We start from the raw sequence: 13,705 nt of genomic DNA on the forward strand, positions 1-13,705 counted from the left end.
GCGTCGGAAGGCGGGGATTGTAGCAGCGCCTCAGGCCGGCTCGGCGCCTTCGGCGGGTTCCCCGTCGGGCTTCTCGTCCCTGGGCGGCGCGATGCCAGCATCCAGGGCCGACAGGTGGCGGGCGGCCTTGGCGGTCTGTTCGGCCGCGCGGCGCAGCAGGCTGGCGTGGCGCAGCAGTTGCTGCATGTCCGGAATGCTCAGCTGGGCGTGGGCGCCGGCCACCAGCAGGGCTTCCTTGAGGCGGGCGTAGGCGTCCTCGGCGGTGTGCAGGGCGGCTTCCACCCGCTCTTCGGCGTAGGCCGGGGCGGCCGGGTCTGCGGCGGCGGAGAGCGCGGCGAGCGCCTGTGAGAAGGCGGATTCGGCCGCGGTCAGGTGAGCGGCCACGGTGGCCAGGCCCGGGGCCAGGGTGGCGGCCTGCAGGCTGCCGTCGACCGCGTTCTCCTGGTACTGCAGCACGCGCAGGCTGCGGGCCAGTTCCTCGACCAGCGTGGGCGGCAGGATGGCCGCGTTGAGCCGGCCCGCGTACTCGGCGATGCTGTGCGACAGGGCTTCGAGCACTTCGCGCTGTTCGCGGATGGCGTCCTCGCCGGCCGGCCGGGTCGAGGCGGCCTGCAGGCAGGCGGCCGCCAGCGCCTGGGTGCGGCCCAGCTCCATGCGCAGCGCACGCAGGGCCAGATCCGGCACGGTCGCGGCGTTGGCGTCCAGGTAGCGCGGGCGGGCGCGTTCTTCCTCTCGGCTGGTGAAGCGGCGCGACAGCGTGCGCAGCAGCCAGCCGCTGGCGGGCACCATGAGCAGCACGCCGAGCACGTTGAACACCGTGTGGAACATGGCGATGGTCACCGCCGGGCTGGCCGGCTGGTCGAGCCAGTCGCGCAGCACGCCGAGGAAGCCGATCAGCAGCGGCAGCAGGGCGAGCGCCACCGCGCCGGTGATCAGGTTGAAGAATACGTGCGAGGCAGCCAGCCGGCGGGCGTTGGAGGTGGCGCCCACCGCCGACAGGATGGCGGTGAAGGTGGTGCCGATGTTGGTGCCGATCACCATCGCGCAGGCCGCCTCGATGCTCATCAGCCCGCCGGATGCGGCGGTGATGACGATGGCGATCACCGCGCCCGAGGCCTGCATCAGCACGGTCATCAGGGTGCCGATGCCGACCAGCAGCAGGTAACCGAGCAGGTCCTGGCCGACGTACTGACCGATGTCCATCTCGGCGCCGAAGGACGAGAAGGTGTCCTTGAGCACGTCGATGCCGAGGAAGAGCACGCCGAAGCCGGCCAGCGCCTGGCCCAGCGAGCGCGGGCGCTGGCCGCGGGCGATGAGCATGGTGGCGGCGCCGATGCCGACGAAGGGCAGGGCGAAGGCGTCGATCTTGAAGCTGAAGCCCAGCCAGGCCACCAGCCAGGCGTTCATCGTGGTGCCGACGTTGGAGCCGAAGATCACCCACAGTGCGTTGCCGAGCGACAGCAGGCCGGTGTTGACGAAGCCGATGCTGGCCACCGTGACCGCCGACGAGGACTGGACCAGGGTGGTGATCAGCATGCCGGCGGCCAGCCCCTTGAGCGGGGTCGAGGTGGAGCGCTGCAGCAACTCCTCCAGCGCGCGGCCCGCCGCCAGCTTCAGGCCGTCGGTGAGCAGGTGCATGCCGAGCAGGAACAGGCCCACGCCGCCGAAGGCGCCGGCGAGGATGGAGAACAGGGAGGGCGCGACGGTGTCCAGGGGCAACTCCTCGGCAAGAGACATTCAGGCGCGCGGCGCGCGGGCGGGCCTGCTTGCCGAAAGAGTAATACGCAACGGGGGCAGCGAAAAGCGCGGTGTGCCGCTCAGAAGGTGTGAAGAAATCGTAGCGAACGGGGCTGTGGCAAGGCGCGCGGCGCACAGCGGCCGAGACATATCAGATGGATAGGCGAGGAAGCGGGCACCGCGCAACGCCGCCATCGGCCCGCGCAGTAGATTCATCCACACATTCTCAGTTGTGGTGTTCTGCCCGCCACTGCGCCAGGGCGGTGAGCGCGTCGTCCAGGTCGGTGATCACCCGCACGCCGTTCAGCCGCCGGTTCTTGCCCTGCACCGCCGCCCCGCCCGCCCACAGCGCGATGCCGGGCGGCAGCAGTTCGCGCAGCGCGTTCAGCCCGTCCACCGCCTGGCGCTGCGGATAGGCGGCGCTGAAGGACAGGGCCACCACGTCGAAGGTGCCGGCTTCGGCCGCGCTGCGGATGTCGCTCATCGGCGTCTGGGTGCCGAGGGAGACGCAGGCGGCGCCTTCGGGCACCAGGGTGGCCTCGGCCATCAGCAGGCCGAGGGCGTGCTGCTCGTCCGGGAAGGTGGTGAGCAGGATGCGCGGCCGGCCCCCCGCCACCGCCTGCGAGCCGATCGCGCTGCGCAGCACGTTCTGCACCTGCTCGGTGTACAGGTGCTCCTCAGGCACGTCGATCTCGCCGCGCAGCCAGGCATGGCCGATGCAGTCGTTGAGCGGGGCCACGGTGTCGGCAACGAAGCGCTGCAGGCCCTGCTTGAGCAGGAGTTGGTAGAGCGCGGCGCGCAGTTCGTTGCTGCGATGCAGGCGCACCAGTTGCAGCAGGGCGGCCTCGCGTTCGCTGCGCTGCGGATCGACCTCGCCCGGGCCGGCGGCGTCGAGCAGGGTCGCCAGCTCGTCGGTACTCAGCCGCACGATGGTCGATGGCCGCCTGCCCTGGTCCATCAGCCGGCGCATCAGGCGCAGCTTCTCCACCTGTGCAGACGGATAGAGGCGCTCGCCGTGGGCGTCGCGCAAGGGCGCGGGAAACCCGTAGCGGCGTTCCCAGACCCGCAGGGTGTCCTTGGCGATGCCGGTGTCGCGTTCGACCGCGGCGATCCCCAGGGCCTGTGCGGCGGAGTTTGTGTCAAGAGCGGAGTTTGGCATTTGTCCTGGACAAAACGTTGACAACGGATTTCGTTGAAACTATCTTAGGTTCGTCAGCGTGATTTGTCTAGGACAGTGTCGGATTCTGTCGAGGGCGGCCAGGTTTTCCGCATCTGCGCAGCATCCGACCCGTTAGTCCCTGCCAGTTCCCGTGCATTCCTGCGGCGCCCGGTTCCATTTCGAGGGCGTGGACAAAGAGTGCAAAGCCTGTACCTGCCCCTGGATTGTCCAGGACAAATAACCGGAGATGTCATGAACGCGCCAGAGTCCATTTTCCTTCCCGACATCCAGGCCACCCGCGACCACCGTGCGCTGGCGATCCAGCAGGTCGGCATCCGCGGGCTGCGCTATCCGCTGGTACTGCGCCGCGCGGACGGCGAGGCGGCGGGCACGGTCGCCACCCTGGCGCTGACCGTGGGCCTGCCGGCCGATCAGAAGGGCACGCACATGTCGCGCTTCGTCGAACTGATGGAAGCAGACCGCGGCGCGCTGGACCTGTCGGGCCTGCGGGCGATGTTTTCCGAGATGCTCGCCCGCCTCGATGCCGACGCGGGACGGCTCGAGGCCGCCTTCCCCTGGTTCATCCGCAAGCGCGCTCCGGTGTCCGGCGTGGAGAGCCTGCTCGACATCGACGCCGCGCTGCGCGTGGAGCAATGCGCCGGCGGCCGGCCGCAGACCACGCTGCGGGTGGTGGTGCCGGTGACCAGCCTGTGTCCGTGCTCCAAGGAGATCTCCGCCTACGGGGCGCACAACCAGCGCTCGAAGATCACCCTGGAGGTGACGCTGCGCGAGGACATGAGCTTCGAGGAGCTGGTGCGCATCGCCGAGGAGGAAGCTTCCTGCGAACTGTTCGGCCTGCTCAAGCGCCCGGACGAGAAGTGGGTGACCGAGCGCGCCTATGACAACCCGAAGTTCGTCGAAGACCTGGTGCGCGACATCGCCCTGCGCCTGCGCGCGGAGCCGCGCATCGCCGCCTGGCAGGTGGCCTCCGAGAACTTCGAGTCCATCCACAACCATTCCGCCTGGGCCACCGTGTCCGGCGCGAACGACTGATCACCAGTGGGGGCAAGCATGAAGATGGGCGAACTGGACGGAATCGTCACCGGCGGCCGCCGGCGGATCGCGGTGGTCGGCTCGGGCATCGCCGGCCTGGCCAGCGCGCTGCTGCTCTCGCGTCGCGAGCGCGTCACCCTGTACGAGGCCGACGGGCGCCTGGGCGGGCACAGCAACACCGTGGACATCGAGGTCGAAGGGCGCCGGCTGGCGGTCGATACCGGCTTCCTGGTGTTCAACCGGCGAACCTACCCTGAGCTGTGCGCGCTGTTCGCCATGCTCGGGGTGGAGGCGGTGGAGAGCGAGATGTCCTTCTCGGTGAGCCTTGCGGAGCCGGAACTGGAGTGGGCGGGTTCCGATCTCGGCACCCTGTTCGCGCAGCCGCGCAACCTGCTGCGCCCGGCCTTCCTCGGCATGCTGAAGGACATCATGCGCTTCAACGCCGCGGCCACCCGGGCCGCTGCCGGCACCGAAGCGGTGCCCGACATGGCCTTGGGCGATTACCTCGACCGCCATCGCTACGGCGCCGCCTTCCGTCACTGGTATCTGCTGCCGATGGCGGCTGCGATCTGGTCCTGCCCCACGCGCACCATGCTCGACTACCCCTTCGCCACCTTTGCGCGCTTCTGCCACAACCACGGCCTGCTGCAGATATTCGACCGCCCGCAGTGGATGACGGTGCGTGGTGGCGCGCGCGAGTACGTGCGCCGCATAGCCGCCCAGCTCGACGACGTGCGCACCGCCACCCCGGTGCTGGGCGTGGAACGTGGCGCCGACGGCGTACGCCTGCACACGCGTGGCGGCGGTGAGTTGTACGACGAGGTGGTGTTCGCCTGTCACAGCGACCAGGCGCTGCGCATCCTCGGTGAGGCCGCGAGCGCCGAGGAGCGCGCGATCCTGGGTGCGGTGCGCTACCAGGACAACCGCGCGGTGCTGCATACCGACCCCGCGTTGCTGCCGCGTCGGCCCAAGGTGTGGTCGGCCTGGAACTACCTGGCCGGGCGGGGCGAGGCGGCAGAACGGCCGGTGTCGGTGAGCTACCTGCTCAACCGCCTGCAGCCGCTGGGCGTGGACACCCCGGTGGTGGTCTCGCTCAATCCCTTCGACGAGCCTGCCGCGGACAAGGTGCTGCGCACCATCGACTACGCCCACCCGGTGTTCGACAGTGCGGCCATCGCCGCGCAGGCCCGGCTGCATGAGATCCAGGGCGTGCGGCGCACCTGGTTTGCCGGCGCATGGACCGGCTACGGCTTCCACGAGGACGGCCTCAGGTCCGCGCTGGCGGTGGCCGGCGCACTTGGCGCCGGCATTCCCTGGCGGGCGGAAGAGCGCGAGAAGGTGGCGTCATGAACGTGGCCCGCTACCGTCCGTCGCTTGACCCCGCGGTGTGCTTCGGTGCGGTGATGCATGAACGCGCGGGCGAGGCCCGCAACCGCTTCGTCTATCGCCTGGCCTTCCTGCGCGTGCCCCTGTCCGGCTGGGACGCGCTCAAGGTGCCGCTGCTCGCGGTGGACCGGCCGGGCATCTTCAGCCTGCGCGCCGCCGATCATGGCGCGCGCGACGGCAGCCCGTTGCTGCCGTGGATACGCGAACTGCTCGCCGCCCACGGGCTGGCGGCCACCTGCGACGGCGAGGTGGTGCTGCAGACCATGCCGCGCCTGTTCGGCTACGTGTTCAATCCGGTCAGCTTCTGGTTCTGCCACGATCGCGACGGCCGCCTGCGGGTGGTGCTGGCCGAGGTCAGCAACACCTTCGGCGAACGCCACAACTACCTGGTGCATCACCACGATCTGCGCCCGATCGAGTTCGGCGACGAGCTCTCCGCGCGCAAGGTCTTCCACGTCTCGCCCTTCTTCCCGGTGCGCGGCGAATACCGCTTCCGCTTCGCCTCGGCGGGCGAGGTGCATTCGGTACGGATCGACTACTGGGACGGTGGCGAATGCCGCCTGGCCACCCGGGTCGGTGGACGTGCGCAGCCGCTGTCGGGCACGTCCATGACGCGCTGGCTGGCCCAGTTCCCCCTGATGACGCTGGGCGTGACCGCCCGCATCCACTGGCAGGCGCTGCGGCTGTGGCGCAAGCGCGCCGCCTTTTTCCGCAAGCCCCTGCCACCGCTCGAGGAAACCACGCGATGAATGCCCTGGACACCACCCTGGCGCGCGAACTGCCGCGCCCCGATCTGCACCTGCTCGCGCGCCAGCCGCGCGCCACCCGCCTGGCGCTGGAGATGCTGCACCGCCTGGATGGCGGCGCGCTGGCGCTGGAACTGCCGGACGGCGCCACGCTGCGCCTCGGTCATGGCCCGCTCGCGGCCCACTGGCGGGTGCGTGAGCACGCGGTGTTCGACGCCGTGCTGGCGCGCGGCGACATCGGCCTGGGCGAGACCTGGATGGAAGGCGGGTGGGACACCGACCAGCTCACCGGCCTGCTCGGCCTACTGGCCGCCAACCGCGCGCAGCTCGGCCAGGCGGTGTACGGCCGGCGCTGGCGCCTGCTCACCCACCGGCTCGGCCACCTGCTGCGCGCCAACACCCGTAGCGGCGCGCGGCGCAACATCGAGGCGCACTACGACCTGGGCAACGACTTCTACGCCCTGTGGCTGGACCCGACCATGAGCTATTCGGCCGCGCTCTTCGCCACGCCGGACGAAGCGCTGGAGGATGCCCAGCGCCGCAAGTACCGCCGCGTGCTGCAACGCCTGGGTGCGCGCCCCGGGCAGACCATCCTGGAGGTCGGCTGCGGCTGGGGCGGCTTTGCCGAGGTGGCGGCCACCGAGTTCGGCTGCAAGGTGCTCGGCCTGACCCTGTCGCCGGCGCAGCTCGAATGGGCGCGTGCGCGCGCCGAACGCGGCGGCTGGCAGGCCATGGCGAACTTCGAGCTGTGCGACTACCGCGACGTGCGCGGCCAGTACGACCACATCGTCTCCATCGAGATGATCGAGGCGGTCGGCGAGCGCTTCTGGCCGGTGTATTTCGAGCGCCTCGCCGGCCTGCTGCGCCCCGGCGGGGGCTGCGTGGTCCAGGCCATCACCATCGCCGACGAGCTGTTCGCGCGCTACCGGCGCGGCACCGACTTCATCCAGCAGTACATCTTCCCCGGCGGCATGCTGCCCTCGCCGCAGGCCATCGAGCGCCAGGCCGCGGGCGCGGGACTCGCGGTGGCGGACGACTTCGCCTTCGGCGGCGATTACGCGCGCACCCTGCGGCACTGGCACGAGGCCTTCGTCGCACGTATCGGCGAGGTGCGCGCGCAAGGCTATTCCGAGCGCTTCGTGCGCATGTGGCGCTTCTACCTGTCCTACTGCGAGGCGGGCTTCCTGTGCGGCGACATCGACGTGCGCCATGTCGAGCTGCGCCACGCGCGGAGTGCCGGGTGATGCGCCGCGCCCGCAGCATCCTGCTGGTCTGCGCGCTGCTGTTCGTGCCGGCGGCCGGCGCCTCGCAAGGCCTGCCGGCGGAGACGCTCGCCTATGCGCCGCAGATGCGTCCCCTGGGCGCCGGGCCGATGCGCTGGTTCGGCCTGCGCCTGTACGACGCCGAGCTGTGGGTGAGCGGCGAGGGCTACGCGCCGCAGCGCCCCCACGCGCTCGCCCTGCGCTACCAGCGCGCGATCGACGCCGGGCGCCTGGTCGACACCAGCATCGACGAGATGCGCCGCCTCGGCGCCGGCGACGAGACGCGCCTGGCGCGCTGGCGGGAAGAACTGGCGCGCGCCTTCCCCTCGGTGCAGCCGGACGAGCGCATCGTCGGTCTGCACCTGCCGGGCCGCGGGGCGGTTTTCTGGCACCAGGGGCGGCTGACCGCCGAGATCGACGACGCCGAACTGGCGCGCCACTTCTTCGCCATCTGGCTGGACGAGCGCACCCGCGAGCCCGCGCTGCGCGCCCGCCTGCTCGGTGAGGCCGCGCCGTGAGCGGCCGCCTCGCCCTGGCCCTGGACGCGCCCACCCGCGGCGGCCTGCTGGCCTACGGCGCGCTCGGCCTGCCGCTGGCCTTCGCCGCGCTGCCGATCTACGTGCATGTGCCCAAGCTCTATGCCGACGGCCTCGGCCTGCCGTTGGCCGCGGTCGGTGCGGTGCTGCTCGCGGTGCGCGTGGTCGATGGCCTCACCGATCCGCTGCTCGGCTGGGCGAGCGACCGCTGGGCGAGCCGGCCGCAGTGGGTGATCGGCGCGCTGCCGGCGCTGGCGCTGGGGCTGATGGCCTTGCTCGCCCCGCCGGCCGGCGCCGGCCTGGCCTGGTTGGCGCTCGCCCTGGTGGCGGTCACCCTGGCCTGGTCGGCGGCCAGCATCGCCTATCACGCCTGGGGCGCGGAGCTGCAGGCCAGTACGCACGAGCGCACCCGGATCACCGCGGTGCGCGAAGGCTTTGCGCTGGCCGGGGTGATGCTCGCCGCGGCCCTGCCGTCCATGCTGGCGGCCGACGAAGTGGCGGGCCTGGCGCGCCTGGCCTGGCTGTTTCCGCTGCTGCTCGCCCTGTTTGCCGGCTGGACCCTGCTGCGCGCGCCGCGCGCACCCCGCCAGCCTGCGCGCCAGGCGCTGTGGGCCGGGCTGGCGGCCGCGCTCGCGCACCGGCCGTTCCGTCGCCTGCTCACGGTGTTCGCGGCCAATGGCATCGCCGCGGCGATCCCCTCGGTGTGCGTGCTGTTCTTCGTCGCCGACGTGCTGCAGGCGGAGTCCTCTGCCGGCCTGTTCCTGGTGATCTACTTCGCCGCCGGCGCGGCCAGCCTGCCCGCGTGGGTGGCGCTCGCCGCGCGTGTCGGCAAGCGGCGCGCCTGGGGCGCGGCCATGGTGCTGGCGATGGCGGTGTTCGTCTGGGCCTGGACCCTGGAGGGCGGGCAGACCGTCGCCTTCGCGCTGATCTGCCTGTTGTCCGGCGCGGCACTCGGTGCGGACCTCGCCCTGCCGCCGGCCATGCTGGCCGACCAGCTGGCGCGCTATGCCGGGCGCGGCGCTTCGCCCGCGGGGGCGTGGTTCGGCTGGTGGAACCTGGTCACCAAGGCCAACCTGGCGCTCGCCGCCGGGCTGGCGCTGCCGCTGCTCGGCTGGCTGGGCTATGAACCCGGCGCGCGCGACGCCGCCGCGCTGGGCGCGCTGGCGGCGGTGTATGCCCTGCTGCCGGTGGTGCTCAAGGGCGGCGCGCTGGCCCTGCTGCTCGCCTGGCGCGGTGAACTGGAATCCGAGGGAGAAATGCGATGAGACGACTGCTGGCGATGTTCGCGCTGCTGGCCGCCCTGAGCGGCTGCGCGACGGTGGAGGTGGGAGAGTACGCAATGGAGAAGCCGACGCTCGATCTGCGCGAGTATTTCAACGGCACCCTGGACGCCCATGGCATCTTCCAGGACCGCAAGGGCCGGGTGGTGAAGCGCTTCCATGTGCTGATCGAGGCGCGCTGGGAGGGCGACACCGGCACCCTGGACGAACACTTCACCTATTCGGACGGCAGCACCCAGCGCCGGGTGTGGACCCTCACCCGCCAGCCCGACGGCAGCTACCTCGGGCGCGCCGACGACGTGGTCGGCGAGGCGGTGGGCGAGCTCGCCGGCAATGCGCTGCGCTGGCGTTACGTGCTGGCCCTGCCGGTGGACGGCAAGGTGTATCACGTCGATTTCGACGACTGGATGTTCCTGATGGACGAGCGCGTCATGCTCAACCGTTCGGTGATGAGCAAGTGGGGCTTCCGCCTGGGCGAGGTTACGCTGTCCTTCTACAAACGGCCGGAACGATGAGCCTGAACACGCCGATCACCGACTGGCAGGGCCGGCGGGTGTGGCTGGTGGGGGCGTCCTCGGGCATCGGCGCCGAGCTCGCCCGCCAGCTCGCCGGCCGTGGCGCGCGCCTGGCGTTGAGCGCGCGCAATGCGGAAGGCCTGCGCGCGGTGGCAGAAGATTGCCTGCGTGCCGGCGCCGCGGACGTCCGGGTGGAGCCGGCCGACGTGACCCACAGCGGCGACCTGGCGCAGGTGCGCGACCGCCTGCTGGCCGCCTGGGGCGGCATCGACCTGGCGGTGCTCAACGCCGGCACCTACCGGCCGCTGCGCGCCTGGGAGCTGTCGCCCGAGACGGTGCGCGAGACATTGTCCGTGAACCTGCTCGGCGTCATGGACGGCGCAGCGGCGCTGGTGCCGGCGCTGCTGGCGCAGGCCGAACAAGGTCAGCCGGCGGCGCTGGCCATCGTCGGCAGCGTGGCGGGCTATGGCGGGCTGCCGCGCGCCGCGGCCTACGGGCCGTCCAAGGCGGCGCTGATCAACCTGGCCGAGTCGCTCTACCTCGACCTCGCGCCGCGCGGCGTGTCGGTGTTCCTGGTCAGCCCCGGCTTCGTCGCCACCCCGCTGACCGCGCAGAACGACTTCCACATGCCGGCGCTGCAGACCCCGCGCCAGGCCGTCGAGGCCATGCTGCGCGGTTTCTCCGCGGGGCGTTTCGAGATCCACTTCCCGCGGCGTTTCTCGCTGGTGCTGAAGGCCCTGCGCCTGCTGCCCTACCGGCTCTACTTCGGCCTGGTGCGCCGGGCCACCGGCGCATGAGCATGGCGCCCGATCCGGTCGACAAGGCGCTCGACGCGGGCCTGGACCGCCTGGTCGCCTTCTACGAGACGCTGACGCCAGCCTCGCTCGCGGAGCTTGCGGCCGTGTATGCGCCGGATGCGCGCTTCAAGGACCCGTTCAACGAGGTCGCAGGCCTTGCGGCCATCGAACGTATCTTCCGTCACATGTTCGGGCAGGTCGAGGCGCCGCAATTTAGCGTCACCACGCGCCTGCGCGACGGCCGCCAGGCGATGCTGGGCTGGACCTTCGCCTTCGGTCCGCCGGCGCGGCGCATCGTCGTGCGCGGGGTCAGCCATCTGCACCTGGACGAGCGGGGCAGGGTGGTGGAGCACCGCGACTACTGGGATGCCGCCGAGGAGCTGTACGCCAAGCTGCCGCTGATCGGCGCGCTGATGCGCTGGCTGCGCCGCCGCCTGGCCGCACCGCAGTCATGAGCCGGTCGCCGCGACGTGCGATAATCCGCGCCCAGTCCATCCGCATCGGTTCGCTCTCATGAAGATCCTCGTCACCGGCGCCGCCGGCTTCATCGGCATGCACACCTCCGAACGCCTGCTCGCCCGCGGCGACGAGGTGGTCGGCCTGGACAACCTCAACGATTACTACGACCCCACGCTGAAGGAGGCGCGCTTGGCGCGGCTCACGCCCCACGCCAATTTCCGCTTCGTCAAGCTGGACGTGGCCGACCGCGCCGGCATGGAGCGCCTGTTCGCCGAGGAGGGCTTCGACCGCGTGATCCACCTGGCCGCACAGGCCGGCGTGCGCTATTCGCTGCAGAACCCGCACGCCTACGTGGACAGCAACCTGGTCGGCTTCATGAACATCCTGGAAGGCTGCCGCCACGGCAAGGTGGGCCACCTGGTGTATGCCAGCAGCTCCAGCGTGTATGGCGGCAACACCAAGATGCCGTTCTCCGAGCACGACAGCGTAGACCACCCGGTGAGCCTGTACGCCGCGACCAAGAAGGCCAACGAGCTGATGGCGCACACCTACAGCCACCTCTACGGCCTGCCCACCACCGGCCTGCGCTTCTTCACGGTGTACGGCCCCTGGGGCCGCCCGGACATGGCGCTGTTCCTGTTTACCAAGGCCATGCTCGAAGGCCGCCCTATCGACGTGTTCAACCACGGCCGCATGCGGCGCGACTTCACCTTCATCGACGACATCGTCGAAGGCGTGCTGCGCACGCTGGACCATGTCGCGGAAGCCGACCCCGGCTTCGATGCCGACCGTCCGGACCCGGGCCGCAGCGACGCGCCCTACCGCGTGTTCAACATCGGCAACCACAACCCGGTGGAGCTGATGGCCTTCATCGAGGCCATCGAGGATGCGCTCGGCCGCAAGGCGGAAAAGAACTTCCTGCCGCTGCAGGACGGCGACGTGCCCGCCACCTACGCCGACACCGCGGAGCTCAATGCGTGGACCGGCTTCGCGCCGGCCACCCCGGTGCCCGAGGGTGTGGCGCGCTTCGTACAGTGGTACCGCGAGTACTACAAGGTCTGACCCACGCCTCCGCGGCTGTAGGAGCGGCCTTGGCCGCGATGCGGCGGCCGTGTCCTTGCAGGCCGCATCGCGGCCAAGGCCGCTCCTACATGCGGTTTCTCCGGAGCGGTGCCGAATGGCGGCTGCCGGGTGTCAGCCCAGGCGGCGCAAATACTCGCGGGTGAACATGCGCTCCGGCAGGTCGCGCAGGTTCATGGCCTCGTAGCTCATCTCCGAGGTTTCGCCGGCCTTCAGCGCGTCTTCCATGACCAGCCGGGTGGGGCGCAGCTGCCCGGCCATTTCCTGGAAGTCCAGGTAGCGGCAGGTTTTCAGCAGCCGGCCGGAGAGCGCGTAGAACTCGGCCTTCACCGGCCAGGCATTGTCCTCCCGCACCCAGTACTTCACCCGCGCGTAGGTGACGCCGCGGTCGGCGGCGACCAGGTCGAGCACGTGGCAGGGGGCGCCGTCGACCGACTCGCTGCCGAGCAGGGCGGGGGTGTAGTCGCCGGCAAAATTGGCCCGCGCCAGGTCGCCGTTGGCCACCTGGCCGGTGAGCCGCTGGGCGAGCGACAGGCGTACCGGCTGCGACACCGAGGGCATGAAGATCCACAGGTCGCGGCCGCGCATCAGCAACGCCTGGCCGCGCTCGGAGGCCGGCTCCATGGTGAGTACGATGGTGTTCTCGTTGCCGCGCGACAGCACGCGGTACTTGCGCATGTCGCCGGCCTCGCCGTTGCTGAAGTTGCGCACCGTGATGTCGGTCTGGAAGCTCTCCTGCGGAAAGCGGATCGCGTCGGCGCGGGCCACCAGTTCGCGGGCAAGGCCGGATTCCTCCGCCGACCAGGCCAGCCGCGGGGCGGCGAGCCCCAGGGCGACCAGCGACAGGAAGTGGCGCCGGTTTCGTGAGCTTTTCGTCATGGGTACTGTCCTCCCGGCTGCTATGCTTATGGCAGTCTCATCACCAGTCTGGCTGGCGAAATGGCGATCGTACAGGTGGAAAACGTCGGAAAGAGCTACCTTCTGGGCGAGCAGGAGGTGCAGGCGCTCACCGATATCAATCTGGCGGTGGAGCCCGGGGTGTTCCTTGCGATCGCCGGCCCGTCGGGTAGTGGCAAGTCTACCCTGCTCAACATCATCGGGTGCATCGACACGCCGTCTTCCGGCCGCGTGCTGATCGACGGGCGCGACGTCTCCGGGCAGACCCCGGACCAGCTCGCCGAGCTGCGGGCGCGCACCATCGGCTTCATCTTCCAGTCCTTCAACCTGCTGCCGGTGCTCTCCGCCGAGGAGAACGTCGAATACCCGCTGCTGCAACTGCGCGAGCTGTCGCGCGCCGAGCGCGCCGAGCGGGTGCAGCACTACCTGGCGATGGTCGGCCTGTCGAAGTACGCCACCCACCGTCCCAACCAGCTCTCGGGCGGGCAGCGCCAGCGGGTGGCGATCGCCCGCGCGCTGGCCACCCATTCCAAGGTGGTGCTGGCCGACGAGCCCACCGCCAACCTCGACCGCAAGACCGGCGAGGGCATCCTGCGGCTGATGAAGGAGATCAACCGCAAGTCCGGCACCACCTTCATCTTTTCCACCCACGACCGGCGGGTGATGAACATGGCCGACCGTCTGGTGCGCATCGAGGATGGGCAGATCACCGCCCTGGGCATGCGCGCGGGCGACAGGTGGCGGTTCGTCCAGGACCGTCGCCCTGCCGGCGAAGACCCGGAAATCTGACGGAGCGAT

At 70.6% G+C, this 13,705-nt stretch carries 14 protein-coding genes; 11 read left to right on the top strand and 3 right to left on the bottom strand.

The annotated features are described in order from the left end of the window. Window positions 1-30: 30 nt before the first annotated feature. Both IAI53_RS16705 and IAI53_RS16710 read right to left on the bottom strand, forming a co-directional pair. Window positions 31-1,737, bottom strand: a complete 1,707-nt coding sequence (locus IAI53_RS16705; RefSeq protein WP_187719268.1) for a Na/Pi cotransporter family protein — start codon at window positions 1,735-1,737, stop codon at window positions 31-33. Window positions 1,738-1,963: 226 nt separating this feature from the next. Then, window positions 1,964-2,896 (bottom strand): MerR family transcriptional regulator, encoded by a 933-nt coding sequence (locus tag IAI53_RS16710; RefSeq protein WP_187719269.1) that lies wholly within the window; start codon window positions 2,894-2,896, stop codon window positions 1,964-1,966. Window positions 2,897-3,148: 252 nt separating this feature from the next. Here IAI53_RS16710 and folE2 point away from each other — a divergent pair, with 252 nt between their 5' ends. Genes folE2 through IAI53_RS16760 form a run of 10 tightly spaced genes read left to right on the top strand, consistent with a single transcriptional unit; the run spans window position 3,149 to window position 11,992 of the window. Next, window positions 3,149-3,949 carry a GTP cyclohydrolase FolE2 gene (folE2, locus tag IAI53_RS16715; protein ID WP_187719270.1) on the top strand — a complete coding sequence of 267 codons (801 nt, stop codon included), beginning with the start codon at window positions 3,149-3,151 and terminating at the stop codon, window positions 3,947-3,949. Between the two features lie 18 nt (window positions 3,950-3,967). Then, window positions 3,968-5,299 (top strand): NAD(P)/FAD-dependent oxidoreductase, encoded by a 1,332-nt coding sequence (locus IAI53_RS16720; protein WP_187719271.1) that lies wholly within the window; start codon window positions 3,968-3,970, stop codon window positions 5,297-5,299. After that, complete coding sequence (locus IAI53_RS16725; protein WP_222948328.1) at window positions 5,296-6,084, top strand: DUF1365 domain-containing protein; 789 nt, start codon at window positions 5,296-5,298, stop codon at window positions 6,082-6,084. The genes IAI53_RS16720 and IAI53_RS16725 overlap by 4 nt, the downstream gene beginning before the upstream one ends. Further along, entirely contained in the window at window positions 6,081-7,325 is a 1,245-nt protein-coding gene (locus IAI53_RS16730; RefSeq protein WP_187719272.1) for an SAM-dependent methyltransferase, read from the top strand. Before IAI53_RS16725 ends, IAI53_RS16730 begins: the two co-directional genes overlap by 4 nt. Further along, window positions 7,325-7,861 carry a chalcone isomerase family protein gene (locus IAI53_RS16735; protein ID WP_187719273.1) on the top strand — a complete coding sequence of 179 codons (537 nt, stop codon included), beginning with the start codon at window positions 7,325-7,327 and terminating at the stop codon, window positions 7,859-7,861. Before IAI53_RS16730 ends, IAI53_RS16735 begins: the two co-directional genes overlap by 1 nt. Then, the gene (locus tag IAI53_RS16740) at window positions 7,858-9,144 is read left to right on the top strand and encodes an MFS transporter (protein WP_349771938.1); all 1,287 of its coding nucleotides are present in this window, start codon (window positions 7,858-7,860) and stop codon (window positions 9,142-9,144) included. The genes IAI53_RS16735 and IAI53_RS16740 overlap by 4 nt, the downstream gene beginning before the upstream one ends. After that, the gene (locus IAI53_RS16745; RefSeq protein ID WP_187719274.1) at window positions 9,141-9,674 is read left to right on the top strand and encodes a DUF3833 domain-containing protein; all 534 of its coding nucleotides are present in this window, start codon (window positions 9,141-9,143) and stop codon (window positions 9,672-9,674) included. The genes IAI53_RS16740 and IAI53_RS16745 overlap by 4 nt, the downstream gene beginning before the upstream one ends. Next, the gene (locus tag IAI53_RS16750; RefSeq protein ID WP_187719275.1) at window positions 9,671-10,471 is read left to right on the top strand and encodes an SDR family NAD(P)-dependent oxidoreductase; all 801 of its coding nucleotides are present in this window, start codon (window positions 9,671-9,673) and stop codon (window positions 10,469-10,471) included. The genes IAI53_RS16745 and IAI53_RS16750 overlap by 4 nt, the downstream gene beginning before the upstream one ends. Beyond that, the gene (locus tag IAI53_RS16755) at window positions 10,468-10,926 is read left to right on the top strand and encodes a nuclear transport factor 2 family protein (RefSeq protein ID WP_222948329.1); all 459 of its coding nucleotides are present in this window, start codon (window positions 10,468-10,470) and stop codon (window positions 10,924-10,926) included. Before IAI53_RS16750 ends, IAI53_RS16755 begins: the two co-directional genes overlap by 4 nt. A 58-nt stretch (window positions 10,927-10,984) precedes the next feature. Beyond that, on the top strand, window positions 10,985-11,992 hold the full coding sequence (locus IAI53_RS16760; RefSeq protein WP_187719276.1) for an NAD-dependent epimerase: 1,008 nt from the start codon (window positions 10,985-10,987) through the stop codon (window positions 11,990-11,992). A 132-nt stretch (window positions 11,993-12,124) separates the two neighbouring features. On the opposite strand, the gene IAI53_RS16765 is transcribed toward IAI53_RS16760, so the two are convergent. After that, window positions 12,125-12,889, bottom strand: coding sequence for an outer membrane lipoprotein-sorting protein (locus tag IAI53_RS16765; protein ID WP_187719277.1), 765 nt, complete (start codon window positions 12,887-12,889; stop codon window positions 12,125-12,127). A gap of 60 nt (window positions 12,890-12,949) precedes the next feature. Between IAI53_RS16765 and IAI53_RS16770 the strand changes: the two genes are divergently transcribed. Beyond that, a complete protein-coding gene (locus IAI53_RS16770; protein ID WP_187719278.1) occupies window positions 12,950-13,696 on the top strand; it encodes an ABC transporter ATP-binding protein in 747 nt (248 codons plus the stop codon). The last annotated feature ends 9 nt before the right edge of the window (window positions 13,697-13,705 follow it).

Origin of the sequence: Thauera sedimentorum (genome assembly GCF_014489115.1) — a bacterium.
GTDB lineage: Bacteria > Pseudomonadota > Gammaproteobacteria > Burkholderiales > Rhodocyclaceae > Pseudothauera > Pseudothauera sedimentorum.

Coding starts and splice junctions, on each gene's coding strand:
- IAI53_RS16705 (WP_187719268.1), bottom strand. CDS start 1,737: ATGTCTCTTGCCGAGGAGTTGCCCCTGGACACCGTCGCGCCCTCCCTG.
- IAI53_RS16710 (WP_187719269.1), bottom strand. CDS start 2,896: ATGCCAAACTCCGCTCTTGACACAAACTCCGCCGCACAGGCCCTGGGG.
- folE2 (WP_187719270.1), top strand. CDS start 3,149: ATGAACGCGCCAGAGTCCATTTTCCTTCCCGACATCCAGGCCACCCGC.
- IAI53_RS16720 (WP_187719271.1), top strand. CDS start 3,968: ATGAAGATGGGCGAACTGGACGGAATCGTCACCGGCGGCCGCCGGCGG.
- IAI53_RS16725 (WP_222948328.1), top strand. CDS start 5,296: ATGAACGTGGCCCGCTACCGTCCGTCGCTTGACCCCGCGGTGTGCTTC.
- IAI53_RS16730 (WP_187719272.1), top strand. CDS start 6,081: ATGAATGCCCTGGACACCACCCTGGCGCGCGAACTGCCGCGCCCCGAT.
- IAI53_RS16735 (WP_187719273.1), top strand. CDS start 7,325: ATGCGCCGCGCCCGCAGCATCCTGCTGGTCTGCGCGCTGCTGTTCGTG.
- IAI53_RS16745 (WP_187719274.1), top strand. CDS start 9,141: ATGAGACGACTGCTGGCGATGTTCGCGCTGCTGGCCGCCCTGAGCGGC.
- IAI53_RS16750 (WP_187719275.1), top strand. CDS start 9,671: ATGAGCCTGAACACGCCGATCACCGACTGGCAGGGCCGGCGGGTGTGG.
- IAI53_RS16755 (WP_222948329.1), top strand. CDS start 10,468: ATGAGCATGGCGCCCGATCCGGTCGACAAGGCGCTCGACGCGGGCCTG.
- IAI53_RS16760 (WP_187719276.1), top strand. CDS start 10,985: ATGAAGATCCTCGTCACCGGCGCCGCCGGCTTCATCGGCATGCACACC.
- IAI53_RS16765 (WP_187719277.1), bottom strand. CDS start 12,889: ATGACGAAAAGCTCACGAAACCGGCGCCACTTCCTGTCGCTGGTCGCC.
- IAI53_RS16770 (WP_187719278.1), top strand. CDS start 12,950: ATGGCGATCGTACAGGTGGAAAACGTCGGAAAGAGCTACCTTCTGGGC.